Raw genomic sequence first — 22,764 nt, forward strand, 5'->3', positions numbered from 1 at the left:
CTTAATGCAAAAATATAAAAAAAGGGATAAACGTAAACGCTTATCCCTTTTAATATGATTTAAAAAATTTTCATTTCTTATTCTTCAGATTTTTCTTCTGATGCAGTCCCTTCTACTTGCGGAGAATCAGCTTTCTTGCTTCTTCCTCTACGAGTAGTTTTCTTAGCTTTCTTACCATTAGGATTGTAAAGTTCGTTGTAATCAACCAATTCTACCATTGCCATAGGAGCATTATCCCCTTGACGGTTTCCTAATTTGATGATACGAAGGTACCCTCCTGGTCTATCTCCTATTTTTACAGAAATTTCCTTAAATAATTCTGTAACTGCATATTTATCACGTAAGTGAGAAAAAACAACACGTCTGTTGTGAGTAGTATCACTTTTAGACTTTGTTATTAATGGTTCTGCAAAAACTCTTAATGCTTTTGCTTTTGCCACTGTTGTGTTAATACGTTTATGTTCTATTAAAGAACAAGTCATATTAGCTAACATCGCTTTTCTGTGCGAAGTTGTTCTTCCTAAATGATTATGCTTTTTTCCGTGTCTCATGACCTTTGTTTTATACTTTCATCTTGCATCTACTCATTTTGAGGAGCAAAATATGAAAAATTAATCTCTATCTAATTTGTATTTTGTTAAATCCATTCCAAAACTTAAACCTTTAACAATAACTAATTCTTCTAGTTCTGTTAATGATTTTTTACCAAAGTTTCTAAATTTCATTAAATCACTCTTGTTAAAAGAAACTAAATCTCCTAATGTATCAACTTCTGCAGCCTTTAAACAATTTAAAGCTCTTACAGATAAATCCATATCGATTAATCTAGTTTTTAATAACTGACGCATATGTAATGACTCTTCATCATATGTTTCTGTCTGTGCAATTTCATCTGCCTCTAAAGTGATACGCTCATCTGAGAATAACATAAAGTGGTGGATTAATATTTTTGCAGCTTCTGTTAATGCGTCTTTTGGGTTTATTGATCCATCAGTATCGATATCGAAAACTAATTTTTCATAATCCGTTTTTTGTTCTACACGAAAATTTTCGATTGCATACTTTACATTCTTAATTGGTGTGTAGATAGAATCAGTAAAAATTGTACCAATTGGTGCTGAAGCTTTTTTATTTTCTTCTGCAGGTACAAATCCTCTACCTTTTTCTATGGTAATTTCTGCATTTAACTTTACAGATTTCTCCATGTTACAGATTACTAAATCTGGATTCAATACTTGAAAACCAGAAATAAACTTCTGTAAATCTCCAGCAGTAAACTGCTCTTGACCAGATAATGATATAGAAACAGTTTCTCTATCAGTTTCCTCTATTTGTTTCTTAAAACGAACTTGTTTTAAGTTTAAGATAATTTCTGTAACGTCTTCTACAACTCCTGAAACAGTAGAAAATTCATGTTCTACACCATCAATTCTTAATGATGTAATTGCAAATCCTTCTAAAGAAGATAAAAGTACTCTTCTTAAAGCATTTCCTATTGTTAAACCAAAACCTGGTTCTAAAGGTCTAAACTCAAATCTACCTGTAAAATCAGTAGATTCGATCATTATTACTTTATCGGGTTTTTGAAAATTTAAAATTGCCATTTTCTTCGTTTTAATTGTTATTCAGTTGCGCGGTATATAAGTGTGAAGAAATACTTATATACCCTTTGGCTGAATCTCAATATGATTAATTTATTACTTAGAATATAATTCTACGATTAATTGTTCTTTGATGTTTTCTGGAATTTGTAATCTTTCTGGTACTTTAACAAATGTTCCTGTTTTAGTATCAGAATTCCAAGTTAACCATTCAAAAACATTGTTATTAGAAGCTAAAGCATTCTCGATAGCTACTAATGATTTAGATTTCTCTCTTACTGCAACAACATCACCTTCATTTAAACTATAAGAAGGAATATTAACAATTTCACCATTCACAGTAATGTGTCTATGAGAAACTAATTGACGAGCTCCACTTCTAGAGTTAGAAATACCCATTCTGTAAACTACGTTATCTAAACGAGATTCACATAATTGTAATAAGATTTCACCTGTAATACCAGAAGCTGATTGCGCTTGCTTAAACAAGTTACTGAATTGACGCTCTAAAATACCGTAAGTATATTTAGCTTTTTGCTTCTCCATTAACTGAGATGCATATTCAGATTTTTTTCCTCTTCTTCTTGCGTTACCGTGTTGTCCTGGAGGGAAATTTCTTTTTTCGAAGTTTTTATCTTCTCCAAAAATTGCTTCACCAAACTTACGAGCAATTTTAGTTTTTGGTCCTGTATATCTTGCCATTTCTTTTGTTGTTATAGATAGGGATTATGAATTAAGGCTTACTCCTTCGATAATCTTATTCCCATCAAGTTAAAATATTTAATTATACTCTTCTTCTCTTAGGAGGACGACAACCGTTATGAGGAATAGGTGTAACATCAATAATTTCTGTTACTTCGATACCTGCATTATGAATTGATCTAATAGCAGATTCTCTACCATTACCCGGTCCTTTTACATAAACTTTTACTTTACGTAAACCTGCTTCTTTTGCAACGTTTGCACAATCTTCTGCTGCTAATTGAGCTGCATATGGAGTATTCTTTTTAGAACCTCTAAAACCCATTTTACCTGCAGATGACCAAGAAATAACATCACCTTTTTTATTTGTTAAAGAAATAATGATGTTGTTAAAAGATGCAGTTACGTGTGCTTCTCCTATAGCATCAATTATTACTTTACGCTTTTTTGAACTTGCTTTTGCCATAATTTTTCAGTTTTAGTAATTTAGTTTTCTAATTTTATAGTAAAAACTATTATTAGATCTTTATTACTTTATCTAACTTATTTTTTCTTGTTAGCTACAGTTTTTCTCTTACCTTTTCTTGTACGAGAGTTATTCTTAGTTCTTTGTCCTCTTAATGGAAGACCAAGTCTATGACGAATTCCTCTTTGACAACCGATATCCATCAAACGTTTGATGTTCAACTGTACTTCAGAACGTAATTCTCCTTCAATTGTGAAAGATCCTACTTGCTCTCTAATTGCTGCGATTTGATCATCTGTCCAATCTTGAACTTTAATGCTCTCATCTACTTTTGCTTCTGCTAGAACTTTTTGAGCTCTGCTGCTTCCTATACCAAAGATGTAAGTTAAAGCAATAACTCCTCTTTTATTCTTTGGAATATCAATACCTGCTATTCTTGCCATTACCCTTGTCTTTGTTTAAATCTAGGATTTTGTTTATTAATCACGTATAATCTACCTTTTCTGCGAACTATTTTGCAGTCGGCACTTCTTTTTTTAACTGATGCTCTAACTTTCATCTGTTTTGTTTTTTTAGTATCTGTAAGTAATTCTTGCCTTTGATAAATCGTAAGGGCTCATTTCTAATTTTACCTTATCACCTGGTAACAATTTAATATAATGCATACGCATTTTACCTGAAATGTGTGCCGTAACAATATGTCCGTTTTCTAATTCTACTCGAAACATTGCATTAGATAATGCTTCTGTAATAGTTCCGTCTTGTTGAATTGCTGATTGTTTAGCCATACTATTTATTCGATTTTCTGTTGCTATTCCCCGCTTTCATTAAACCATCATAATGACGATTTAGTAAATACGAATTAATTTGTTGCAACGTATCAATTGCAACTCCAACCATAATTATTAATGATGTACCACCATAAAACATGGCCCAACTATGTTGTACTCCAAACTGAACTACAATTGCTGGTAAGATTGATAATCCTGCTAAAAATAACGATCCTGGGAAAGTAATTCTAGATAAAACAGAATCTAATCTATCTGCTGTGTCTTTTCCTGGTCTAATACCTGGTATAAAACCACCACTTCTCTTTAAATCATCTGCCATCTTATTCGTAGGAATAGTAATTGCAGTGTAGAAATAACTAAAAATGATAATTAACAATGCAAAAATAACATTGTACCCTAAACCATTCATATCTTGTAAACTAGAAATTGCTGGAAATCTTTGAGCCAAAGCAACTGGTAAAAACATAATTGCTTGTGCAAAGATAATAGGCATTACACCTGCTGCATTTAATTTCAAAGGAATATAATCTCTTGAACCTGCAACGTTTTGAATATTACCAACAACTGTTCTTCTAGCATACTGTACCGCTATCTTTCTTACAGCAGTAACTAATAGCACAGTTAATAAAATTACCACGAACCAAACAATGATTTCAATTAAAACCATCATAATACCACCTGCACCTGCATTTGTTGTTTTAGCAACAAACTCTTGTAAAAATGCCGCTGGAAACTTAGCTAAAATACCTACAGTAATTAATAATGAAATACCATTACCAACTCCTTTGTCTGTAATACGCTCTCCCAACCACATCGCAAAAATTGTTCCTGCAGTTAAAATGATAATAGATGATACCCAAAAAGTAGGTCCAGTAACTAAAAAAGCTTCAGGTCCTAAACCAAATTGAGTTTTAATAGCCGTAATATACGTTGGTGCTTGCACCAAAGTAATACCGATAGTTAACCATCTAGTTATTTGTGTAATTTTTTTACGTCCACTTTCTCCATCTTTTTGTAGTTTTTGTAAATATGGAACCGCAATTCCCATTAACTGAACTACAATAGATGCAGAAATATAAGGCATAATACCAAGTGCCATAACAGAGGCTCTTGCAAATGCTCCTCCTGTAAATGCATTTAATAAACCTAAAAGACCTCCAGAAGTACTTTCTTTTAAAGCTGATAATTGTAATGGATCTATTCCAGGTAATGGAACTGAAGCCATAAAACGATATACAGCAATTAAACCGATAGTAAGTAGAATTTTGTTTTTCAATTCTTCAATACTGAAAATGTCTTTTAATCTATTTATCAATTTCATCATTTACGGGATGTTATAAAGTAACAGCTTCTCCTCCAGCAGCTTCTATAGCCGCTTTTGCTGTTGCTGTAAATTTATGTACAGTTATATTTAATTTAGCCTTTAACTCACCACCACCTAATATTTTTATTAAGTCGTTTTTTCTTGCCAATCTATTAGCAATTAAAGTATCTAAATCAACTGTATCTGTTATCTTACCACTATCAACTAAAGATTGTAATTTATCTAAGTTGATACCTTGATATTCAATACGATTAATATTCGTGAAACCAAATTTAGGTACACGTCTTTGAAGTGGCATTTGCCCTCCTTCAAAACCAATCTTTTTAGAATAACCTGAACGAGATTTCTGACCATTGTGACCTCTTGTAGCGGTACCACCTTTACCAGATCCTTCACCCCTTGCAATTCTTTTTCCTTTTTTAATGGAACCTTCTGCTGGTGTTAAATTATGTAAACTCATTTTTTCTAAATATCTTATTTAATTTCTTCGAAAGAAACTAAGTGTTTAACTGTATTTACCATACCAACTATAGAAGGAGTTGCCTCATGCTCTACAGTTTGGTGCATTTTACGTAAACCTAATGCCTCTAAAGTTCTCTTTTGACTCTGAAGACGTCCGATTTGACTTTTTACTTGTGTAACTTTAATTCTTGCCATCGTTCTTAGATTTATCCGTTAAAAACTTTCTCTAAAGAAATTCCTCTTTGTTTAGCAATAGATGCTGCACTACGTAATTGTAACAAAGCATCAAAAGTTGCTTTTACTACGTTATGAGGATTTGAAGATCCTTGAGATTTTGATAATACATCATGTATACCTACTGATTCTAATACGTGCCTTACAGCACCACCAGCAATAACTCCTGTACCATGAGAAGCAGGTTTAAGGAACACTTTTGCTCCACCAAACTTACCTTTTTGCTCATGAGGTAAAGTTGCCTCTAAAATAGGAATTCTAACTAAATTTTTCTTTGCGTCTTCAATTGCTTTAGCAATAGCAGATGCAACATCTTTAGATTTCCCTAATCCATGACCAACGACACCGTTACCATCTCCAACAACAACAATTGCAGAGAAACCAAATGCTCTACCACCCTTTGTTACTTTGGTAACACGTTGTACGCCTACTAATCTATCTACAAGCTCTAACCCACTTGGCTTTACTCTTTCTACGTTTTTATAACCTTGCATAATTTCTTAAAATTTTAAACCCGCTTCTCTTGCAGCGTCTGCTAATACTTTAACTCTACCGTGATATAAATATCCGTTTCTATCGAAAGCAACCGTTTCAACTCCTGCTTTGGCAGCTTTATCAGCTATTGTCTTACCAACTGCTGCAGCCTGCTCTGTCTTTGTACCTGCTTGTATTTCTTTATTTCTAGATGAAACTGAAGCTAATGTTACTCCGTTTACATCGTCTACTAATTGAGCGTAAATTTCTTTGTTACTTCTATAAACCGATAACCTTGGTTTAGTAGCAGTACCAGAAATAATCTTTCTAATTCTACGCTTAATTCTAGCTCTTCTTTGTAGCTTTGATAATGCCATAATGCTATATATTATGCAGATTTACCTGCTTTTCTTCTTAATATTTCACCAACAAACTTCACACCTTTTCCTTTATAAGGCTCTGGTGCTCTGAAAGAACGAATCTTAGCAGCTATTTGACCAACTAATTGTTTGTCAAATGAAGATAATTTAATGATCGGGTTTTTCCCTTTCTCAGATACTGTCTCAACTTTTACTTCTGGAGCTAATTCTAAAACAATATTATGAGAGAAACCTAAAGCTAAATCCAATTTTTGTCCTTGATTAGATGCTCTATAACCAACACCAACCAATTCTAATTCCTTAGTCCAACCTTTACTCACACCTTCAATCATGTTATTGATTAAAGCTCTCATTAAACCATGTTGTGCTTTATGGTTTTTACTTTCTGACGCTCTATCTAAAGTGATAATACCATCTTCAATTTTTATTGTAATTCCTTCAGAAATTGTTTGAGTTAACTCTCCTAATTTTCCTTTTACGGTTACAACATTGTCTTTTATGTTTACATCTACACCTTGTGAAATGCTAACGGGATTTTTTCCTATTCTACTCATTTCTTTAGATTAATAAACGTAACATAAAACTTCTCCTCCAACATTTTCCTGACGTGCTTTTTTGTTTGTCATTACACCTTTAGATGTAGAAACAATAGCAATTCCAAGTCCATTTAATACTCTTGGCATCTCTGTAGAACCAACATATTTACGTAAACCTGGTGTACTGATTCGTTGAATCTTTCTAATTACTGACTCTTTTGTATCTCTTTCGTATTTTAAAGCGATCTTAATTGTTCCTTGAACTTTATCGTCATTGAACTGATAACTTAAAATATACCCTTGATCAAACAAAATTTTAGTCATTTCCTTCTTCAAATTTGAAGCTGGAATTTCCACTACTCTGTGTCCTGCTGCGATTGCATTCCTTACCCTTGTAAGAAAATCCGCGATTGGATCTGTATACATATTTATTTAAAATTGCGATTACGGTTTTCAAATACCTCTATTTATGCTACAGATTTCTCTGTGATAAATGAACCTATAATCAGTTAAAATTCTTATACTCAAAAAAAATAGAGCGTGCAAAGATACACATTCTATTTTTAATAATAAGCTTTATTTTTGATTTCTACCAACTTGCCTTTTTAACACCTGGTATTAATCCTTGATTAGCCATTTCACGAAACGTAACACGAGATAAACCAAATTGTCTCATATATCCTTTTGGACGACCAGTTAGTTTACATCTGTTATGCATTCTAATTGGTGATGCGTTCTTTGGTAATTTTTGCAATGCTTCATAGTCTCCAGCTTCTTTTAAAGCTTTTCTCTTTTCTGCATATTTTGCAACTGTTTTCGCTCTCTTACGTTCGCGAGCTTTCATTGATTCTTTAGCCATTTCTTAATTTTTTTTGAATGGTAAACCTAATTCTCCTAATAATGACTTCGCTTCTTTATCAGTATTTGCAGATGTTACAAAAGTAATATCCATACCGTTAATTTTTTTCACTTGATCAATATTAATCTCTGGGTAAATGATTTGTTCAGTAATACCTAAATTGTAATTACCTCTTCCATCAAAACCATTAGCTTTTATACCGTTAAAGTCTCTTACACGAGGTAAAGAAGCTGTAACTAATCTATCTAAAAATTCGTACATTTTATCTCCACGTAAAGTAACTTTAACACCAATTGGCATTCCTTTACGTAATTTAAATGCAGCAATATCTTTTTTAGACATTGTAGAAACCGCTTTTTGACCAGTAATTTTAGTCAACTCTTCTAAAGCATAATCTATTAATTTCTTATCTGCAATTGCAGCACCAACACCTTTAGAAACAACTATTTTTTCTAATTTTGGTACTTGCATTACATTCTTATAACTGAATTCTTCAGTAAGAGCACTTATAACTCTTTCTTTGTATTCTGCTTTTAATCTTGGTACGTAACTCATGATTATTCTTATTTTTTAGTTTTTTTAGAGACTCTAGTTTTAGCATCTCCATCAACCTTATAACCTACTCTCACAGCTACACCATCTTCAACTAACATTAAGTTAGAAATATGAAGTGAAGCTTCTTTCTTTACAATACCACCTTGAGGGTTTTGAGCGCTTGGTTTTGTGTGCTTAGAAACTAAGTTAACACCTTCTACCAATACTCTATCCTTATCTTTAATGATTTGTAAAACTTTTCCTTCAGATCCTTTATGATCTCCTGCAATTACTTTTACAGTATCTCCTGATTTTAATTTGAACTTCTTCATCTTATTAATGATTTAAAGCACTTCAGGTGCTAATGATACTATTTTCATGAATTGTTTCTCACGAAGCTCACGGGCAACAGGTCCAAAAACACGTGTTCCTCTCATTTCCTCTGTAGGATTTAAAAGTACACAAGCGTTATCATCAAATCTAATGTATGATCCGTCTTTACGTCTTACTTCTTTTTTCGTTCTTACAACAACTGCTCTAGATACTTGACCTTTTTTTACAGTTCCGTTAGGAGTTGCAGATTTAACAGCTACTACAATCTTGTCTCCAATACTTGCGTAACGTTTTCTTGTTCCTCCTAAAACTCTAATCACTAAAACTTCTTTTGCTCCAGTGTTATCTGCGACTTTTAATCTTGATTCTGTCTGTAACATATTATTTAGCTCTTTCTAGGATTTCTACTAATCTCCAACGTTTAGATTTACTCATAGGTCTTGTTTCCATGATCCTAACAGTATCTCCTTCGTTGCAATCATTCTGTTCGTCGTGTGCAACATACTTTTTCGTTTTTAATACGAATTTACCGTACATTGGGTGCTTAACTCTTTTAGTTTCTGCAACAACAATAGATTTTTCCATTTTGTTACTAGAAACAACACCAATTCTCTCTTTTCTAAGATTTCTTTTTTCCATCTTTAAAACTGACTATAGAATTATTGTAATTCTCTTTTTGTTAATTCTGTTGCAATTCTTGCTACAGTTCTTCTTAAACCTCTCAATTGCAACGGATTCTCCAAAGGAGTTATTGCGTGAGCCATTTTAAGATCAGTATAATTCTTTTGCAACGCTCCAAGCTTCTCATTAAGATCCGCTATAGATAATTCTTTTATTTCAGATTGTTTCATTTTATTTAGAATTATGCGTTAATATCAAAATCTCTTGCTACTACAAACTTCGTTTTTACTGGAAGTTTTTGTGCTGCTAAACGTAAAGCTTCTTTTGCAACATCCATTGGTACACCACCAATTTCAAACAAAATTCTACCTGGTTTAATAACTGCAACAAAATGATCTGGAGCTCCTTTACCTTTCCCCATACGTACCTCTAAAGGTTTCTTTGTGATAGGCTTGTCTGGAAATACTTTAATCCATAACTGACCTTCTCTTTTCATATGACGAGTTGCCGCGATACGAGCTGCTTCTATTTGACGAGAAGTTAACAAGTTCTGGTCTAAAGATTTGATACCAAACATTCCATTAGAAAGTTGATTTCCTCTACCAGAAATACCGGTCATATTTCCTTTCGCCTTCTGTACCTTACGGTATTTTACTCTTTTTGGCTGTAACATTTTTAATTTCTAATTTTAAAAATTATTTTCTTCTACGAGGTTGTTGACGTTTAGATCTATCACCACCACCTTTATTACCGCCTTGTTTTTTAGACAAGCCAACTAATGGAGACAATTCTCTTTTACCATATACCTCACCCTTCATAATCCATACTTTAACACCTAGTCTTCCGTATTGAGTATGAGCTTCAACAAGTGCATAATCAATATCAGCTCTAAAAGTAGAAAGAGGAATTCTTCCTTCTTTATAATGCTCTGAACGTGCCATTTCAGCTCCGTTTAAACGACCTGAAATTTGAATTTTAATTCCTTCAGCATTCATACGCATTGTAGCTTGAATAGCCATCTTAGTAGCTCTCTTGTAAGAAATTCTATTTTCGATTTGACGAGCAACACTAACTGCAACTAATTTTGCGTCTAATTCTGGACGTTTAATCTCAAAAATATTAATTTGAACTTCTTTACCTGTAATTTTTTTAAGCTCTTCTTTTAACTTGTCTACCTCTTGACCTCCTTTACCAATAATGATACCTGGACGTGCAGTAGTGATAGTAACGGTTACAAGTTTTAAAGTACGCTCTATAATTACTCTTGATACACTTGCTTTAAATAATCTAGCATTTACATACTGTCTTATTTTATAATCTTCAGCTAATTTATCTCCGTAGTCATTACCACCGTACCAGTTAGATTCCCAACCTCTGATGATTCCTAAACGATTCCCTATTGGATTTGTTTTTTGTCCCATTTCTACTTTAATTAATTGCTTAAATTTTTACTACCTAACTCTAAAGTAACGTGATTAGAACGCTTACGTATTCTATGAGCACGCCCTTGTGGAGCTGGTCTTAATCTCTTTAACATTCCTGCGCTATCAACACAAATCGTTTTTACAAATAATTTAGCGTCTTCAATAGATGCTTCTTCATTTTTAGCTTGCCAGTTTGCAATTGCAGACAATAACAATTTCTCTAAATTAATTGAAGCTTCTTTTGGGCTAAACTTTAAGATTTGTAAAGCTTTTTCAACTTCAACTCCTCTTATCTGATCTGCGACTAAACGCATTTTTCTTGGTGATGTAGGACAGTTAGTAAGCTTCGCGAAAGCACGTTGCTTTCTATCTGCTTTTAACTGATCTGCCATGTTTTTTTTACGAACTCCCATATCCTACTATTTTTTTCCTTTATTTTTTGCACCAGCGTGTCCTCTAAAAGAACGAGTTGGTGAAAATTCGCCTAATTTATGCCCTACCATGTTTTCTGTTACATAAACTGGTACAAACTGACGTCCGTTATGAACTGCAATTGTTTGTCCAACAAAATCTGGAGTAATCATACTTGCTCTAGACCAAGTTTTAATTACAGTTTTGTTACCAGCCTCTACATTAGCTAACACTTTTTTCTCTAATTTATAGTGAACGTAAGGTCCTTTTTTTAATGATCTTGCCATAACTTATTATTTCTTTCTACGTTCTATAATGTACTTATTACTAGCTTTAGTCTTAGATCTAGTTTTAAATCCTTTAGCAGGAATACCATTTCTAGATCTTGGATGACCTCCAGAAGCACGACCTTCACCACCACCCATTGGGTGATCGACAGGGTTCATTCTTACTGCATTAACTCTAGGTCTTCTACCTAACCATCTTCTTCTACCTGCTTTACCAGATACTAATAATTGATGATCTGAATTAGATACAACACCAATAGTAGCCATACAAGTTAACAAAATTAATCTTGTTTCACCTGAAGGTAACTTTACTGTTGCATATTTACCATCTCTAGCCATTAATTGAGCAAAAGAACCAGCAGAACGAGCCATAACAGCTCCTTGTCCTGGACGTAATTCTATACAAGAAATTGTAGTTCCTAAAGGAATTTGGCTTAATGGCATTGCATTTCCAATTTCTGGTGCAATATCACTACCTGCTACAACTGTTTGACCTACTGTTAAACCGTTTTGTGCAATTACATAACGTTTTTCTCCATCAGCATAACTAAGTAAAGCAATAAATGCTGTACGATTTGGATCGTACTCTATAGTTTTAACTGTTGCGGGAATACCTGCTTTATCTCTTTTAAAATCGATAATACGGTATCTTTGTTTATGACCACCTCCTATATTACGAGTTGTCATTCTACCCTGACTGTTTCGACCTCCAGATCGTTTTTTCGGAGCAAGTAAACTTTTCTCCGGCTTATCAGTTGTTATGGTGTCGAACCCATTTACAACTCTAAAACGCTGACCTGGTGTTATTGGTTTTAATTTTCTAACTGACATTTTTGTCTTTTCTTAAAGATTGTTATAAAAATCAATGCTTTCTCCTTCTGCTAATTGAACGATAGCTTTTTTGTATCCACTTTTAATACCAGTTACTAAACCTTTTTTAGTAAACTTTGTATTTCTTTGAATTGGATAATTTAAAGTCTTAACGCTAGCTATAGAAACCCCGTATGCTTTTTCAACTGCACCTTTAATTTCTAATTTATTAGCTTTTTTATCTACAACAAACGTATAACGATTAAATAACTCACTATCGTTTGTAGCTTTTTCCGTGATAATAGGTTTTATTAAAATACTCATTATGAATCCCTATTTACTTAAATTTGTATTAATTCCTTCTAAAGAACTTTCTGTAATTACTACTTTATTAGCATTTAAAACACCATAAGTATTAATTTCTGAAGCTTTAACAACTTTAGCCTTTTTTAAGTTACGTGATGATAAATACACATTTGCATTTTCATTACTTAACACAAACAAAGATTTTTTAGTTTCAATTTCTAATGCTTTTAAAACATCTACAAAGTTTTTAGTCTTTGGTGATTCAAAGTTAAAATCTTCAATTACTACTAAATTTTTATCATTTGCTTGAATACTTAAAGCAGACTTACGTGCTAAACGCTTTAAGTTCTTATTCAATTTAAAAGAATAATCTCTTGGTCTTGGACCGAACATACGACCACCACCTCTAAAAACTCCAGATTTGATAGAACCTGCTCTCGCAGTACCAGTACCTTTTTGTTTTTTAATTTTTCTTGTAGAACCTGCAATTTCTGCTCTTTCTTTAGATTTATGCGTTCCTTGACGTTGGTTTGCCAAGTATTGCTTAACATCTAAATAAATAGCATGATTGTTAGGCTCAATACCAAATACATCGCTAGAAAGTTCAACTTGTCTACCTGTATCTTTTCCTGTAATATCTAAAACTGCTACTTTCATTATTTCTGAATAGTTACAAAAGCATTTTTGTGTCCAGGAATCGCTCCTTTAACAACAAGTAAGTTCTTTTCAGCAACTACTTTTAATACTTTTAAGTTTTGAACTTTCACTTTATCTCCACCCATTCTACCTGCCATACGCATTCCTTTGAATACTCTTGCAGGATAAGATGCAGCACCAATAGAACCCGGAGCTCTTAAACGGTTGTGCTGACCGTGAGTAGCTTGACCTACACCGGCAAATCCATGACGTTTTACAACCCCTTGGAAACCTTTCCCTTTAGAAACACCAGAAACATCTACAAACTCACCTTCTTCAAAGTGAGATACTGTGATAGAATCTCCTAATTTATACTCTTCTTCAAACCCTTGAAATTCAACGACTTTTCTTTTAGCAGTGGTGCCAGCTTTTTTAAAGTGACCGTCTAACGCTTTGTTAGAACTCTTCGCCTTTTTGTCATCGAAACCAAGTTGCAACGCAGTGTACCCGTCAACCTCTTCGGTTCTGACTTGGGTAACTACGCAAGGACCTGCTTCGATTACTGTACAAGGAATATTCTTCCCGTTTTCATCAAATAAGCTGGTCATTCCAATCTTTCTTCCTATTAACCCAGACATTTAGTTAAAATTTTAGACGATAGATATTTATCCAGCGCGTCTATTATTAATAATTATTTTTTCGAAACAATTGTTTCATTCTCATCCTTTAAGTTTCAACAAAAAAAAACAGCGCAAAACAAATTCAACGCTGATTTTGTTTTTTCCGTTTTTCCTTCGCGAAACGCTCTGGACATGTTACTATTATTCAATTTTACTTAAAAAATAGCATTACCGACTCTTAATCGGGTTGCAAAAGTATAAAAAACTTTCGGTTTAACAAAATTAAACCGAAAGTTAATATTTACTTATACTTTGATCTCAACTTCTACACCGCTTGGCAACTCAAGTTTCATTAAAGCATCAATAGTTTTTGAAGAAGAACTATAGATGTCTAATAATCTTTTGTATGAAGCTAATTGAAATTGCTCTCTAGATTTTTTGTTTACGTGTGGAGAACGTAATACAGTAAAAATCTTTTTATGTGTTGGTAATGGTATTGGTCCGTTTACTACAGCACCAGTACTTTTTACCGTCTTAACGATTTTTTCAGCAGATTTATCTACTAAATTGTAATCGTAAGACTTTAATTTAATTCTAATTTTTTGACTCATCTTGTAATTATTAAGTAGATTATCCTTTAGATTTTGCGATTACTTCTTCAGATACATTAGAAGGAGTTTCAGCATAATGTGAAAATTCCATAGTAGATGTTGCTCTACCAGAAGACATAGTTCTTAAAGCAGTAACGTAACCAAACATTTCAGATAAAGGTACTAAAGCTTTTACAACTTTAGATCCAGCACGATCACTCATGTCGTTTACTTGCCCTCTTCTTCTATTTAAATCACCTACAATATCTCCCATGTTCTCCTCTGGAGTTAACACTTCTAATTTCATCAATGGCTCCATGATTTTAGCTTTAGCCGATTTTGCTGCTGCTTTATAACCCATTTTTGCTGCTAACTCAAAAGATAATGCATCAGAATCCACAGGGTGGAAAGATCCATCTTTTAAAGTAACTTTCATTGAATCCATTTCGTACCCCGCTAAAGGTCCGTTTCTCATCGCCTCTTTAAATCCTTTTTCTACAGAAGGTACAAATTCTCTAGGAACATTACCACCTTTAATTACAGATTCAAATTGTAATCCTTGAACACCTTCATCTGCAGGCTCTATTGTAAATACAATATCTGCAAATTTACCACGTCCACCAGATTGTTTCTTATAAACTTCTCTATGATCTGCTGCTGCAGTAATAGCTTCTTTATATTCTACTTGAGGTTGACCTTGATTAACTTCAACTTTGAACTCACGTTTTAAACGGTCTACAATTACATCTAAATGTAATTCTCCCATTCCAGAAATAATAGTTTGACCAGAAGCTTCATCAGAACGAACTGTAAAAGTTGGATCTTCTTCGGCTAATTTACTTAAACCAATTCCTAATTTATCAACATCTGCTTTTGTTTTAGGTTCTACAGCGATACCAATTACTGGATCTGGAAAATCCATAGATTCTAAAACAATAGGAAATTTTTCTGCTGATAAAGTATCTCCTGTTTTGATAGATTTAAATCCAACAGCAGCACCAATATCTCCAGCTTCGATATAATCAATTGCATTTTGCTTGTTAGCATGCATTTGATAAATACGTGAAATACGTTCTTTTTTTCCTGAACGGTTATTTAAAACATAAGAACCAGCATCTAAACGACCAGAGTATGCTCTAAAAAACGCTAAACGACCAACAAAAGGGTCAGTAGCAATTTTAAATGCTAAAGCTGCAAAAGGCTCATCTACACTTGGCTTACGTAATTCTTGTTCTTCTGTATCTGGGTTTACACCAACAATACCTTCCTTATCCATAGGAGAGGGCAAGTAACGACAAACAGCATCTAAAAGAAACTGTACACCTTTGTTTTTAAATGCAGATCCACAAATCATAGGAATGATAGCCATATCCATTACAGCAGCTCTTAATGCATTATGCACTTCGTCTTCTGTAATTGAATCTTCATCTTCCATAAATTTCTCTAAAAGATTCTCATCATAACTTGCTACTTCTTCAATTAAAAGTGCACGATATTTACGAGCTTCTTCTTTCATATCTTCAGGAATCTCAATAACATCAAAAGTTGCTCCTTGAGTTTCATCATGCCAAACAATAGCACGATTTTTAACTAAATCTATAATACCCTTGAATTCATCCTCGTCACCAATATTTAAAACGATTGGCACCGCATTTGATTTCAACATATCTTTTACTTGTTGACAAACTGCTAAAAAGTCTGATCCTTGACGGTCCATTTTGTTAACGAATCCAATTCTAGGCACTTTATAGTTGTCTGCAAGTCTCCAGTTAGTTTCAGACTGAGGCTCAACACCATCAACTGCTGAAAATAAGAAAACTAAACCATCTAACACACGTAAAGATCTATTTACTTCTACCGTAAAATCTACGTGACCAGGAGTATCAATAATATTAAAGTGATATCCTTTAGTATCTGGAGTTGGTTTTGCGTTTTCCAAAGGAAATTGCCACTCACAAGTAGTTGCTGCAGAAGTAATTGTAATACCTCTTTCTTGTTCTTGCTCCATCCAGTCCATAGTAGCTGCACCATCATGTACTTCTCCTATCTTATGAGAAACACCTGTATAATACAATACACGTTCTGTTGTTGTTGTTTTACCAGCATCAATATGTGCGGCAATACCAATATTTCTTGTATATCTTAAATCTCTAGCCATCTCTATTAAAATCTGAAGTGAGAGAAAGCTTTATTAGCCTCTGCCATTTTATGAGTATCTGTACGTTTTTTTACCGCTGCACCTTCTTCTTTAGCTGCTGCTAAAATTTCTGCTGCTAAACGTTGCGCCATGGTTTTTTCATTTCTCTTACGAGTATATAAAATCATCCATTTAATAGCCATAGACACTTTACGATCTGGTCTAATTTGCATTGGGATTTGGAATGTTGCTCCACCAACACGACGAGATCTTACTTCTACGTGAGGCATCACATTTGACAAACCATCTTTCCAAATTTCTAAAGCCGATTTCTCTTCGTCTTCTCCTTTTCTTTCTTCTACTAGCTCTAAAGCGTCATAAAACACTTTAAACGCTACAGACTTCTTACCGCTCCACATTAAGTTATTCACAAAACGTGTTACTAACTGATCGTTAAACTTTGGATCCGGTAATAAGACTCTTTTTTTTGCTGCTCTTTTTCTCATGTCTTTACATTAAAAAAGTTAATTAATTTGTTATTAGTCGTTAGAAATAAACCTCCTTGTTTTTAAATCCATATTCAAGAAAAAACTCAAACACAGAAAAAGCAACATCAAAAACTTATAACTTTTTACTGATAACTCTTACTTCTTTGGGCGTTTTGCACCATACTTAGACCTACGTTGGGTTCTACCCTCAACACCTGCTGTATCTAATGCACCACGTACCACGTGATATTTAACACCTGGTAAATCTTTTACCCTTCCACCTCTAACTAATACTATCGAGTGCTCTTGTAAGTTATGTCCTTCACCTGGAATGTATGCGTTTATCTCATTACCATTTGTCAATCTAACTCTGGCAACTTTACGCATTGCTGAATTAGGTTTCTTTGGTGTTGTAGTATAAACACGTGTACAAACTCCACGTCTTTGAGGACAAGACGACAAAGCAGCCGATTTACTCTTCTTAGTTATTTTGGTTCTTCCTTTACGAACTAATTGTTGAATAGTTGGCATACTAAATTATTACTGTTTTTCGTTTATAATTAAACCTTATCTCTTTTTTAAGAGTCCGCAAATGTACGATTAAATTCTAATACTGCAAATATCAGTAAGTTATTTTTTTATATTATTATTTTTTATACCCGCTTTTATGATTTTCCATTACATTTGAATCAACTATTTTCTCTATTTTGAATAAAAAAAACACTCCTTATATATTAACACTAATTGCCTTATTTTCTTTTCATGGAATATTTGCACAAGATTTTACTTTAAAAATTACCTCTATAAATACTCTTGAGAAAACTGTTTTAGAAAAGATTGATTATAAAAAAGAACACAAAACAACCAAAGCCTTAGATTTAGAAATCAATAGAATATCTGAATATTTAAAAACAAAAGGATACTTTATAAATACAATTGACAGTATAAATAGTATTGAAAAAAAACATACTGCTTATTTTAATTTGAATAAGAAAACAAACAACGTTATAATTAAATTAGACTCAAATTCTAAAATTTATTTTGAAAAAAAACTGATAAAAGATAAAACAATTAAAATACCTATTGAAAAATTATCGAAAACCTTATCAGAAATTTCTAAAAAATTAGACAATGAGGGAAAATCATTTTCTAAAATTCAACTCCAGAACATCAAAATTAAAGAAGATAATTTATTTGCTGAATTAAAAATTAATCAATCGAAAAAAAGAGTTATCAATAAAGTAAAAATAAAAGGGTATGAAAACTTCCCGAAATCGTATTTAAAAAATTATTTTAAAATTAAACCAAACACCCTTTTTAACCAACAACAAATTAAAGAAATATCAACTGCAAGTCAAGGGATCTCATTTGTAACGGAAATAAAACCTCCAGAAGTTTTATTCACAAAAGATTCTACCCTATTATATATGTATTTAAAAAAACGTCAAAATAATAGTTTTGACGGAATCGTTAGTTTTACGTCTAAAGAAAACGGAGATGTATTATTTAATGGAAATTTGGACATCAAACTAAACAATATTCTTAATAGTGGTGAAAATTTTGAGTTATTTTGGAATAGCATAGGTGAAGAAAGACAAGAATTAGAATTATCTACCGAGATACCTTATATTTTTAATTCCAAATTTAGTCCGGAGGTATCTTTTTTAATTTACAAACAAGATTCTAGTTTTATAAATTCAAAATTTGACTCTAGACTTTCTTACAATATCAACTCAAAAACAAAAATTGCTTTAACATATAATTCTGAAACCTCAGAAAACCTAATCGAAAACTTAAACAACAATATTGAAACCTTTGATAATTATTTTTTAGGAATGGAATTGAAACACAGGATTCCTAAAAACGATGTTTTTTTTACTAATAAATTTTTTCTAGAAATTAATCCTAGTTTTGGACGAAGAAAGGTGAGCGGAAATTCTAGCAATCAATTTAAATTTGAATCTACAATTTCATATCTGTGGGATTTAAATTTACGGAATAGCATTTACATCAGAAATAAAATTGGATACTTAAATTCAGATACCTATTTTGATAATGAGCTTTTAAGAATTGGAGGAGCAAATAGTATTAGAGGATTTAATGAACAAAGCATATACACCAAAAATTATAATTACTTTAATATAGAATATAGATACATTACTTCAGAAAAATCTTATTTATATACGATAACCGATATTGGACGAATTGACTTAAATTCACAAAAAGAGACTCTTTTGGGTTTAGGTTTAGGATATTTATTTAACACAAATAATTCTCAAATTAACTTAAGTCTTTCTGCAGGAAAAACAGATGCACAAAGAATTGATTTTAAAAGCATTAAACTCACTATAAACTGGAAAAACTACTTTTAGATATCCATAAACAATTAAGACTAGTTAACACTTAATTAACCTTTTTTAACAAATAAAATTGCTTATTTAATATTAAAGCATGATATTTGAACCAATTAATTCAAATTTATTCAATAATGAAAACAAAGTTTAAAGGATTTTTAACGCTACTATTAGCGTTTCTGATGCAAATATCTTTTGCACAAGAAAAAAAAGTTTCTGGGACTGTGTCAGATACATCTGGCACACTACCTGGAGTAAGTGTAGCTATTAAAGGCACAAAAAATGGAACTCAAACTGATTTTGATGGAAAGTTTTCTATTAATGCAAAACAAGGAGATGTCTTAAGTTTTAGCTACGTAGGTTACAAAACTATTGAAAAAACAGTCGGGAAATCGAGCACTATTAATGTTGCTATGATTGAAGACAACAATGTTTTAGATGAAATTGTTGTTACAGCATTAGGTATTAAAAGAAGTAAAAAATCTTTAGGATACGCTTCTCAAGAAGTTTCCGGAGATGAGGTTAGTGCTATTAAGGATGTTAACTTTGCTAACTCTTTATCTGGTAAAATTGCTGGTATTGATGTTTCTAGTAGTGGAACAATGGGTGGGTCTACAAACGTTGTTATACGTGGATACTCTTCATTATATGGTTCAAACCAAGCATTATTTGTAGTAGACGGAGTGCCAATTAGTAATAAAAACACTAACGGATCTGCACAAAGATCTGGTCAAGCAGGTTATGATTACGGTAATGCTGCAGCAGATATAAACCCAGACAACATTGAGTCTATTAATGTACTTAAAGGTGGAGCTGCAACAGCTCTATACGGTTCTCAAGCAGCTAACGGTGTTATTGTTATTACCACTAAAAAAGGTAAAAATACCGATGGAGCAATTGGAGTTACTGTAAACTCATCTGTAACCTTCAATAAATTTAACGCCGATACTTTCGCTTCATATCAAGACGAATATGGTGCTGGATATTGGGTTGGTGTTTATCATAATGAATTTTACACAAAAAATGGTGAAAACTTTACATTAGCAGATTGGGATGGTTCTTACGGTACTGCATTCAACAAGAACACATTGGTACGCCAATGGGATTCATTTTATCCTGGTTTAGAAAATTATGGTAAAGCAACACCATGGGTAGCTGGAGCTAATGACCCTTCTTCTGTATTTGAAACAGGATCAACAGTATTTAATAGCGTTTCTTTAGACGGTGGTAATGAACAAGGAAGCTTTAAAGTAGGTTATTCTAAAGCAAGTATAAAAGGTATCATGCCAAATAGTGAAATTGTAAGAGATAATGTAGATTTTTCTGCTTCTTATAAATTGACAGAAAAATTAACTGCTGCAGCTACTGTATCATATAACAAAACAACTGGTAGAGGACGTTATGGAACAGGTTATGATTCTCAAAACTTTATGCAAACAGCTAGACAATGGTGGCAAACAAACGTAGATTTAAAAGATCAAAAAGCTGCTTATCTAGCAACAGGAGAAAATGTAACTTGGAACACAAGTTATATCGATGAAGACTTACATGCAATCTACCATGATAATGTATATTGGATGAGAGATAACAATTACGAAACAGATGTAAGAAATCGTGTTTTAGGTAATGTTAATTTAAACTACCAAATTAATGATTGGTTAAGTATTTTCGGTAGAGCTTCTATAGATACTTATTCTGGTAATCAAGAAGAACGCATAAACAATGGTAGTACTTCTTTACCATCTAAATATAGTATTTTTAATGAGTCATACACTCAAAACACTTACGACTTACAACTTCATGTAGACAAGGATCTTTCTGATGACTTAAACTTAAAAGCAATTTTAGGTACAAATATTCAAAGAAATCACTATTCATACATAGACGCTAGTACCAATGGTGGTATTAATATTGATGGTCTTTGGGCATTATCAAATTCAGCTAACGCACTTAATGCACCAACACAGTATGAATATACTTCTGCTGTAGATGGTTACTTTGCAAGTGTATCTTTAGGTTATCAAAAATTCTTATTCCTTGAAGGTAATTACAGAGTAGATGTAGCTTCAACACTACCAACAAACGATAATCAATATGATTATTACGGTATATCGGGAAGTTTCTTATTTTCTGAACTTATAGAATCTGATTTTATGAATTTAGGAAAATTAAGATTAGGACATGCAAAAACAGGTAATGCTGCATCACCATTAACATTGTTTAATACTTACACATTAAACACGCCTGTACAAGGACAAGCATCTGCTTCTTTACCTTCTACGAACAATAATTCTAACTTAAAAAATGAGGAATCTACTGAACAAGAAATAGGTTTAGAAATGATGTTTGCTAAAAGACGTTTAGGTTTTGACTTATCTTTATACAAAAAAACATCAACTGATTTACTTACAAACATATCTGTAACATCTGCTATAGGATATTCTGGTCAATGGTTAAATGCTGGTGAATTAGAAAATAAAGGTATTGAGTTGTCTTTATATGGTTCTCCTATTAAAACGGATAATTTTGAATGGAATGTTAATGTAAACTGGGGTAAAAACACTAGTAAAGTATTGTCTCTTCCTGCAGGTTTAAAAAATCTTCAGCTAGCTAGTTTACAAGGAGGTGTTTCAATTAACGCAACCGTAGGAGAAACTTATGGTATGATTAGAGGTACCGATTTTGTATATGATGACAATGGAAGTAGAATTATAGATGCTACTAACGGTAGATATGTAGTAAGCGAAGGATCTGATGAAAACCTTGGGTCTTTCCAAGCTGATTGGAAAGGTGGTATTACAAATAGTTTTACTTATAAAAACTTAAGTTTAAGCTTTTTAATTGATATCAAAAAAGGAGGTAATGTATTCTCTTTAGACACTTGGTACGGTATGGCAACTGGATTATATCCTGAGACTGCTGGACTTAACGAACTAGGAAACCCAAAAAGAGATGCTCTTACAAGTGGTAACGATAGCGGAGGTATTATTTTACCAGGAGTTGTGCAAACAGGAACTGATGCTGACGGAAAAGCTACTTCTGACGGAACCGTTAATACAGTAAGAACTGACATGAGTAACTTTACCAATGCTTTAGGTTACATTAACGCACCTAATGCTCTACATGTATATGATGCCGGATATGTAAAATTAAGAGAATTATCATTATCATACACACTACCTAAAGACATGTTACAAGGTTCATTTTTTCAATCAGTAACTCTTTCAGCAATTGGAAGAAACTTATGGATAATTGACAAAAGCACGCCATATTCAGATCCAGAAGCTGGTTTAAGTTCAGGGAACGTACAAGGATATCAATCAGGTGTATACCCAACGACAAAAGATTATGGATTTAGTGTTAAACTACAATTTTAAAAAAAGA

The 22,764-nt window shown here is 32.8% G+C and carries 34 protein-coding genes; 2 read left to right on the forward strand and 32 right to left on the reverse strand.

The annotated features are described in order from the left end of the window. Nucleotides 1-77 precede the first annotated feature (77 nt). The 32 genes from rplQ to rpsL all read right to left on the reverse strand — a co-directional run bounded on the left by rplQ (nt 78) and on the right by rpsL (nt 17,557). Entirely contained in the window at nt 78-551 is a 474-nt protein-coding gene (gene rplQ, locus WG951_RS06975) for a 50S ribosomal protein L17 (protein ID WP_105050461.1), read from the reverse strand. Nucleotides 552-611: 60 nt separating this feature from the next. Continuing rightward, nucleotides 612-1,604 carry a DNA-directed RNA polymerase subunit alpha gene (locus tag WG951_RS06980; RefSeq protein ID WP_105050460.1) on the reverse strand — a complete coding sequence of 331 codons (993 nt, stop codon included), beginning with the start codon at nt 1,602-1,604 and terminating at the stop codon, nt 612-614. A 93-nt stretch (nt 1,605-1,697) separates the two neighbouring features. After that, on the reverse strand, nt 1,698-2,303 hold the full coding sequence (gene rpsD, locus WG951_RS06985) for a 30S ribosomal protein S4 (protein WP_105050459.1): 606 nt from the start codon (nt 2,301-2,303) through the stop codon (nt 1,698-1,700). 82 nt (nt 2,304-2,385) lie between these two features. After that, entirely contained in the window at nt 2,386-2,769 is a 384-nt protein-coding gene (gene rpsK / locus WG951_RS06990) for a 30S ribosomal protein S11 (protein ID WP_036825729.1), read from the reverse strand. Nucleotides 2,770-2,846: 77 nt separating this feature from the next. Further along, on the reverse strand, nt 2,847-3,212 hold the full coding sequence (rpsM, locus tag WG951_RS06995) for a 30S ribosomal protein S13 (RefSeq protein WP_105050458.1): 366 nt from the start codon (nt 3,210-3,212) through the stop codon (nt 2,847-2,849). Beyond that, nucleotides 3,212-3,328, reverse strand: a complete 117-nt coding sequence (ykgO, locus tag WG951_RS07000) for a type B 50S ribosomal protein L36 (protein ID WP_004568720.1) — start codon at nt 3,326-3,328, stop codon at nt 3,212-3,214. The genes rpsM and ykgO overlap by 1 nt, the downstream gene beginning before the upstream one ends. A gap of 13 nt (nt 3,329-3,341) precedes the next feature. Then, on the reverse strand, nt 3,342-3,557 hold the full coding sequence (gene infA, locus WG951_RS07005; RefSeq protein WP_004568721.1) for a translation initiation factor IF-1: 216 nt from the start codon (nt 3,555-3,557) through the stop codon (nt 3,342-3,344). Between the two features lies 1 nt (nt 3,558). Beyond that, entirely contained in the window at nt 3,559-4,881 is a 1,323-nt protein-coding gene (gene secY / locus WG951_RS07010; RefSeq protein WP_105050457.1) for a preprotein translocase subunit SecY, read from the reverse strand. Between the two features lie 13 nt (nt 4,882-4,894). After that, nucleotides 4,895-5,344, reverse strand: coding sequence for a 50S ribosomal protein L15 (gene rplO / locus WG951_RS07015; protein ID WP_105050456.1), 450 nt, complete (start codon nt 5,342-5,344; stop codon nt 4,895-4,897). A gap of 14 nt (nt 5,345-5,358) precedes the next feature. After that, nucleotides 5,359-5,541, reverse strand: a complete 183-nt coding sequence (rpmD, locus tag WG951_RS07020; protein ID WP_068451547.1) for a 50S ribosomal protein L30 — start codon at nt 5,539-5,541, stop codon at nt 5,359-5,361. Between the two features lie 11 nt (nt 5,542-5,552). After that, nucleotides 5,553-6,077: a 30S ribosomal protein S5 gene (rpsE, locus tag WG951_RS07025; protein ID WP_105050455.1), complete on the reverse strand. Its 525-nt coding sequence runs from the start codon at nt 6,075-6,077 to the stop codon at nt 5,553-5,555. Between the two features lie 3 nt (nt 6,078-6,080). Further along, nucleotides 6,081-6,431, reverse strand: a complete 351-nt coding sequence (gene rplR, locus WG951_RS07030) for a 50S ribosomal protein L18 (protein ID WP_105050454.1) — start codon at nt 6,429-6,431, stop codon at nt 6,081-6,083. A gap of 11 nt (nt 6,432-6,442) precedes the next feature. Then, nucleotides 6,443-6,988, reverse strand: a complete 546-nt coding sequence (gene rplF, locus WG951_RS07035; protein ID WP_105050453.1) for a 50S ribosomal protein L6 — start codon at nt 6,986-6,988, stop codon at nt 6,443-6,445. Nucleotides 6,989-6,997: 9 nt separating this feature from the next. Next, the gene (gene rpsH, locus WG951_RS07040) at nt 6,998-7,396 is read right to left on the reverse strand and encodes a 30S ribosomal protein S8 (RefSeq protein WP_087522449.1); all 399 of its coding nucleotides are present in this window, start codon (nt 7,394-7,396) and stop codon (nt 6,998-7,000) included. Nucleotides 7,397-7,559: 163 nt separating this feature from the next. After that, complete coding sequence (rpsN, locus tag WG951_RS07045; protein ID WP_036825705.1) at nt 7,560-7,829, reverse strand: 30S ribosomal protein S14; 270 nt, start codon at nt 7,827-7,829, stop codon at nt 7,560-7,562. A 3-nt stretch (nt 7,830-7,832) separates the two neighbouring features. Continuing rightward, complete coding sequence (gene rplE, locus WG951_RS07050; protein WP_105050452.1) at nt 7,833-8,384, reverse strand: 50S ribosomal protein L5; 552 nt, start codon at nt 8,382-8,384, stop codon at nt 7,833-7,835. 8 nt (nt 8,385-8,392) lie between these two features. Next, nucleotides 8,393-8,695, reverse strand: a complete 303-nt coding sequence (gene rplX, locus WG951_RS07055) for a 50S ribosomal protein L24 (RefSeq protein ID WP_105050451.1) — start codon at nt 8,693-8,695, stop codon at nt 8,393-8,395. 12 nt (nt 8,696-8,707) lie between these two features. Beyond that, on the reverse strand, nt 8,708-9,076 hold the full coding sequence (gene rplN / locus WG951_RS07060) for a 50S ribosomal protein L14 (protein WP_068451523.1): 369 nt from the start codon (nt 9,074-9,076) through the stop codon (nt 8,708-8,710). Between the two features lies 1 nt (nt 9,077). Continuing rightward, the gene (rpsQ, locus tag WG951_RS07065; protein ID WP_065320234.1) at nt 9,078-9,335 is read right to left on the reverse strand and encodes a 30S ribosomal protein S17; all 258 of its coding nucleotides are present in this window, start codon (nt 9,333-9,335) and stop codon (nt 9,078-9,080) included. 20 nt (nt 9,336-9,355) lie between these two features. After that, nucleotides 9,356-9,547 carry a 50S ribosomal protein L29 gene (gene rpmC, locus WG951_RS07070; protein WP_068451520.1) on the reverse strand — a complete coding sequence of 64 codons (192 nt, stop codon included), beginning with the start codon at nt 9,545-9,547 and terminating at the stop codon, nt 9,356-9,358. A gap of 11 nt (nt 9,548-9,558) precedes the next feature. Next, complete coding sequence (gene rplP / locus WG951_RS07075; protein ID WP_105050450.1) at nt 9,559-9,990, reverse strand: 50S ribosomal protein L16; 432 nt, start codon at nt 9,988-9,990, stop codon at nt 9,559-9,561. A 22-nt stretch (nt 9,991-10,012) separates the two neighbouring features. Beyond that, complete coding sequence (gene rpsC / locus WG951_RS07080) at nt 10,013-10,738, reverse strand: 30S ribosomal protein S3 (protein WP_105050449.1); 726 nt, start codon at nt 10,736-10,738, stop codon at nt 10,013-10,015. 11 nt (nt 10,739-10,749) lie between these two features. Then, entirely contained in the window at nt 10,750-11,154 is a 405-nt protein-coding gene (rplV, locus tag WG951_RS07085; protein ID WP_068451511.1) for a 50S ribosomal protein L22, read from the reverse strand. A gap of 6 nt (nt 11,155-11,160) precedes the next feature. Next, nucleotides 11,161-11,439, reverse strand: coding sequence for a 30S ribosomal protein S19 (gene rpsS / locus WG951_RS07090; protein WP_015482224.1), 279 nt, complete (start codon nt 11,437-11,439; stop codon nt 11,161-11,163). 6 nt (nt 11,440-11,445) lie between these two features. Further along, nucleotides 11,446-12,270 (reverse strand): 50S ribosomal protein L2, encoded by an 825-nt coding sequence (rplB, locus tag WG951_RS07095; protein ID WP_105050448.1) that lies wholly within the window; start codon nt 12,268-12,270, stop codon nt 11,446-11,448. A 12-nt stretch (nt 12,271-12,282) separates the two neighbouring features. Continuing rightward, the gene (gene rplW, locus WG951_RS07100) at nt 12,283-12,573 is read right to left on the reverse strand and encodes a 50S ribosomal protein L23 (protein ID WP_105050447.1); all 291 of its coding nucleotides are present in this window, start codon (nt 12,571-12,573) and stop codon (nt 12,283-12,285) included. Between the two features lie 9 nt (nt 12,574-12,582). Beyond that, complete coding sequence (gene rplD, locus WG951_RS07105; protein WP_105050446.1) at nt 12,583-13,212, reverse strand: 50S ribosomal protein L4; 630 nt, start codon at nt 13,210-13,212, stop codon at nt 12,583-12,585. Further along, entirely contained in the window at nt 13,212-13,829 is a 618-nt protein-coding gene (rplC, locus tag WG951_RS07110) for a 50S ribosomal protein L3 (protein WP_105050445.1), read from the reverse strand. Before rplC ends, rplD begins: the two co-directional genes overlap by 1 nt. A gap of 287 nt (nt 13,830-14,116) precedes the next feature. Then, nucleotides 14,117-14,422, reverse strand: a complete 306-nt coding sequence (gene rpsJ / locus WG951_RS07115; protein WP_004568745.1) for a 30S ribosomal protein S10 — start codon at nt 14,420-14,422, stop codon at nt 14,117-14,119. 19 nt (nt 14,423-14,441) lie between these two features. After that, nucleotides 14,442-16,559, reverse strand: coding sequence for an elongation factor G (gene fusA / locus WG951_RS07120; protein ID WP_105050444.1), 2,118 nt, complete (start codon nt 16,557-16,559; stop codon nt 14,442-14,444). Between the two features lie 5 nt (nt 16,560-16,564). Beyond that, nucleotides 16,565-17,044, reverse strand: coding sequence for a 30S ribosomal protein S7 (rpsG, locus tag WG951_RS07125; RefSeq protein ID WP_087522435.1), 480 nt, complete (start codon nt 17,042-17,044; stop codon nt 16,565-16,567). 138 nt (nt 17,045-17,182) lie between these two features. Continuing rightward, nucleotides 17,183-17,557 (reverse strand): 30S ribosomal protein S12, encoded by a 375-nt coding sequence (rpsL, locus tag WG951_RS07130; RefSeq protein ID WP_018943587.1) that lies wholly within the window; start codon nt 17,555-17,557, stop codon nt 17,183-17,185. 176 nt (nt 17,558-17,733) lie between these two features. Between rpsL and WG951_RS07135 the strand changes: the two genes are divergently transcribed. Next, a complete protein-coding gene (locus WG951_RS07135; RefSeq protein ID WP_105050443.1) occupies nt 17,734-19,398 on the forward strand; it encodes a ShlB/FhaC/HecB family hemolysin secretion/activation protein in 1,665 nt (554 codons plus the stop codon). Between the two features lie 116 nt (nt 19,399-19,514). Further along, the gene (locus tag WG951_RS07140; protein ID WP_105050442.1) at nt 19,515-22,757 is read left to right on the forward strand and encodes a SusC/RagA family TonB-linked outer membrane protein; all 3,243 of its coding nucleotides are present in this window, start codon (nt 19,515-19,517) and stop codon (nt 22,755-22,757) included. The last annotated feature ends 7 nt before the right edge of the window (nt 22,758-22,764 follow it).

The sequence above is a fragment of the Polaribacter butkevichii genome (assembly GCF_038024105.1).
GTDB lineage: Bacteria > Bacteroidota > Bacteroidia > Flavobacteriales > Flavobacteriaceae > Polaribacter > Polaribacter butkevichii.

Excerpts from the sequence above, each read along its gene's own strand:
- rplQ (WP_105050461.1), bottom strand. The coding sequence starts at position 551 with ATGAGACACGGAAAAAAGCATAATCATTTAGGAAGAACAACTTCGCAC.
- WG951_RS06980 (WP_105050460.1), bottom strand. The coding sequence starts at position 1,604 with ATGGCAATTTTAAATTTTCAAAAACCCGATAAAGTAATAATGATCGAA.
- rpsD (WP_105050459.1), bottom strand. The coding sequence starts at position 2,303 with ATGGCAAGATATACAGGACCAAAAACTAAAATTGCTCGTAAGTTTGGT.
- rpsK (WP_036825729.1), bottom strand. The coding sequence starts at position 2,769 with ATGGCAAAAGCAAGTTCAAAAAAGCGTAAAGTAATAATTGATGCTATA.
- rpsM (WP_105050458.1), bottom strand. The coding sequence starts at position 3,212 with ATGGCAAGAATAGCAGGTATTGATATTCCAAAGAATAAAAGAGGAGTT.
- ykgO (WP_004568720.1), bottom strand. The coding sequence starts at position 3,328 with ATGAAAGTTAGAGCATCAGTTAAAAAAAGAAGTGCCGACTGCAAAATA.
- infA (WP_004568721.1), bottom strand. The coding sequence starts at position 3,557 with ATGGCTAAACAATCAGCAATTCAACAAGACGGAACTATTACAGAAGCA.
- secY (WP_105050457.1), bottom strand. The coding sequence starts at position 4,881 with ATGAAATTGATAAATAGATTAAAAGACATTTTCAGTATTGAAGAATTG.
- rplO (WP_105050456.1), bottom strand. The coding sequence starts at position 5,344 with ATGAGTTTACATAATTTAACACCAGCAGAAGGTTCCATTAAAAAAGGA.
- rpmD (WP_068451547.1), bottom strand. The coding sequence starts at position 5,541 with ATGGCAAGAATTAAAGTTACACAAGTAAAAAGTCAAATCGGACGTCTT.
- rplR (WP_105050454.1), bottom strand. The coding sequence starts at position 6,431 with ATGGCATTATCAAAGCTACAAAGAAGAGCTAGAATTAAGCGTAGAATT.
- rplF (WP_105050453.1), bottom strand. The coding sequence starts at position 6,988 with ATGAGTAGAATAGGAAAAAATCCCGTTAGCATTTCACAAGGTGTAGAT.
- rpsH (WP_087522449.1), bottom strand. The coding sequence starts at position 7,396 with ATGTATACAGATCCAATCGCGGATTTTCTTACAAGGGTAAGGAATGCA.
- rpsN (WP_036825705.1), bottom strand. The coding sequence starts at position 7,829 with ATGGCTAAAGAATCAATGAAAGCTCGCGAACGTAAGAGAGCGAAAACA.
- rplE (WP_105050452.1), bottom strand. The coding sequence starts at position 8,384 with ATGAGTTACGTACCAAGATTAAAAGCAGAATACAAAGAAAGAGTTATA.
- rplX (WP_105050451.1), bottom strand. The coding sequence starts at position 8,695 with ATGAAGAAGTTCAAATTAAAATCAGGAGATACTGTAAAAGTAATTGCA.
- rplN (WP_068451523.1), bottom strand. The coding sequence starts at position 9,076 with ATGTTACAGACAGAATCAAGATTAAAAGTCGCAGATAACACTGGAGCA.
- rpsQ (WP_065320234.1), bottom strand. The coding sequence starts at position 9,335 with ATGGAAAAAAGAAATCTTAGAAAAGAGAGAATTGGTGTTGTTTCTAGT.
- rpmC (WP_068451520.1), bottom strand. The coding sequence starts at position 9,547 with ATGAAACAATCTGAAATAAAAGAATTATCTATAGCGGATCTTAATGAG.
- rplP (WP_105050450.1), bottom strand. The coding sequence starts at position 9,990 with ATGTTACAGCCAAAAAGAGTAAAATACCGTAAGGTACAGAAGGCGAAA.
- rpsC (WP_105050449.1), bottom strand. The coding sequence starts at position 10,738 with ATGGGACAAAAAACAAATCCAATAGGGAATCGTTTAGGAATCATCAGA.
- rplV (WP_068451511.1), bottom strand. The coding sequence starts at position 11,154 with ATGGGAGTTCGTAAAAAAAACATGGCAGATCAGTTAAAAGCAGATAGA.
- rpsS (WP_015482224.1), bottom strand. The coding sequence starts at position 11,439 with ATGGCAAGATCATTAAAAAAAGGACCTTACGTTCACTATAAATTAGAG.
- rplB (WP_105050448.1), bottom strand. The coding sequence starts at position 12,270 with ATGTCAGTTAGAAAATTAAAACCAATAACACCAGGTCAGCGTTTTAGA.
- rplW (WP_105050447.1), bottom strand. The coding sequence starts at position 12,573 with ATGAGTATTTTAATAAAACCTATTATCACGGAAAAAGCTACAAACGAT.
- rplD (WP_105050446.1), bottom strand. The coding sequence starts at position 13,212 with ATGAAAGTAGCAGTTTTAGATATTACAGGAAAAGATACAGGTAGACAA.
- rplC (WP_105050445.1), bottom strand. The coding sequence starts at position 13,829 with ATGTCTGGGTTAATAGGAAGAAAGATTGGAATGACCAGCTTATTTGAT.
- rpsJ (WP_004568745.1), bottom strand. The coding sequence starts at position 14,422 with ATGAGTCAAAAAATTAGAATTAAATTAAAGTCTTACGATTACAATTTA.
- fusA (WP_105050444.1), bottom strand. The coding sequence starts at position 16,559 with ATGGCTAGAGATTTAAGATATACAAGAAATATTGGTATTGCCGCACAT.
- rpsG (WP_087522435.1), bottom strand. The coding sequence starts at position 17,044 with ATGAGAAAAAGAGCAGCAAAAAAAAGAGTCTTATTACCGGATCCAAAG.
- rpsL (WP_018943587.1), bottom strand. The coding sequence starts at position 17,557 with ATGCCAACTATTCAACAATTAGTTCGTAAAGGAAGAACCAAAATAACT.
- WG951_RS07140 (WP_105050442.1), top strand. The coding sequence starts at position 19,515 with ATGAAAACAAAGTTTAAAGGATTTTTAACGCTACTATTAGCGTTTCTG.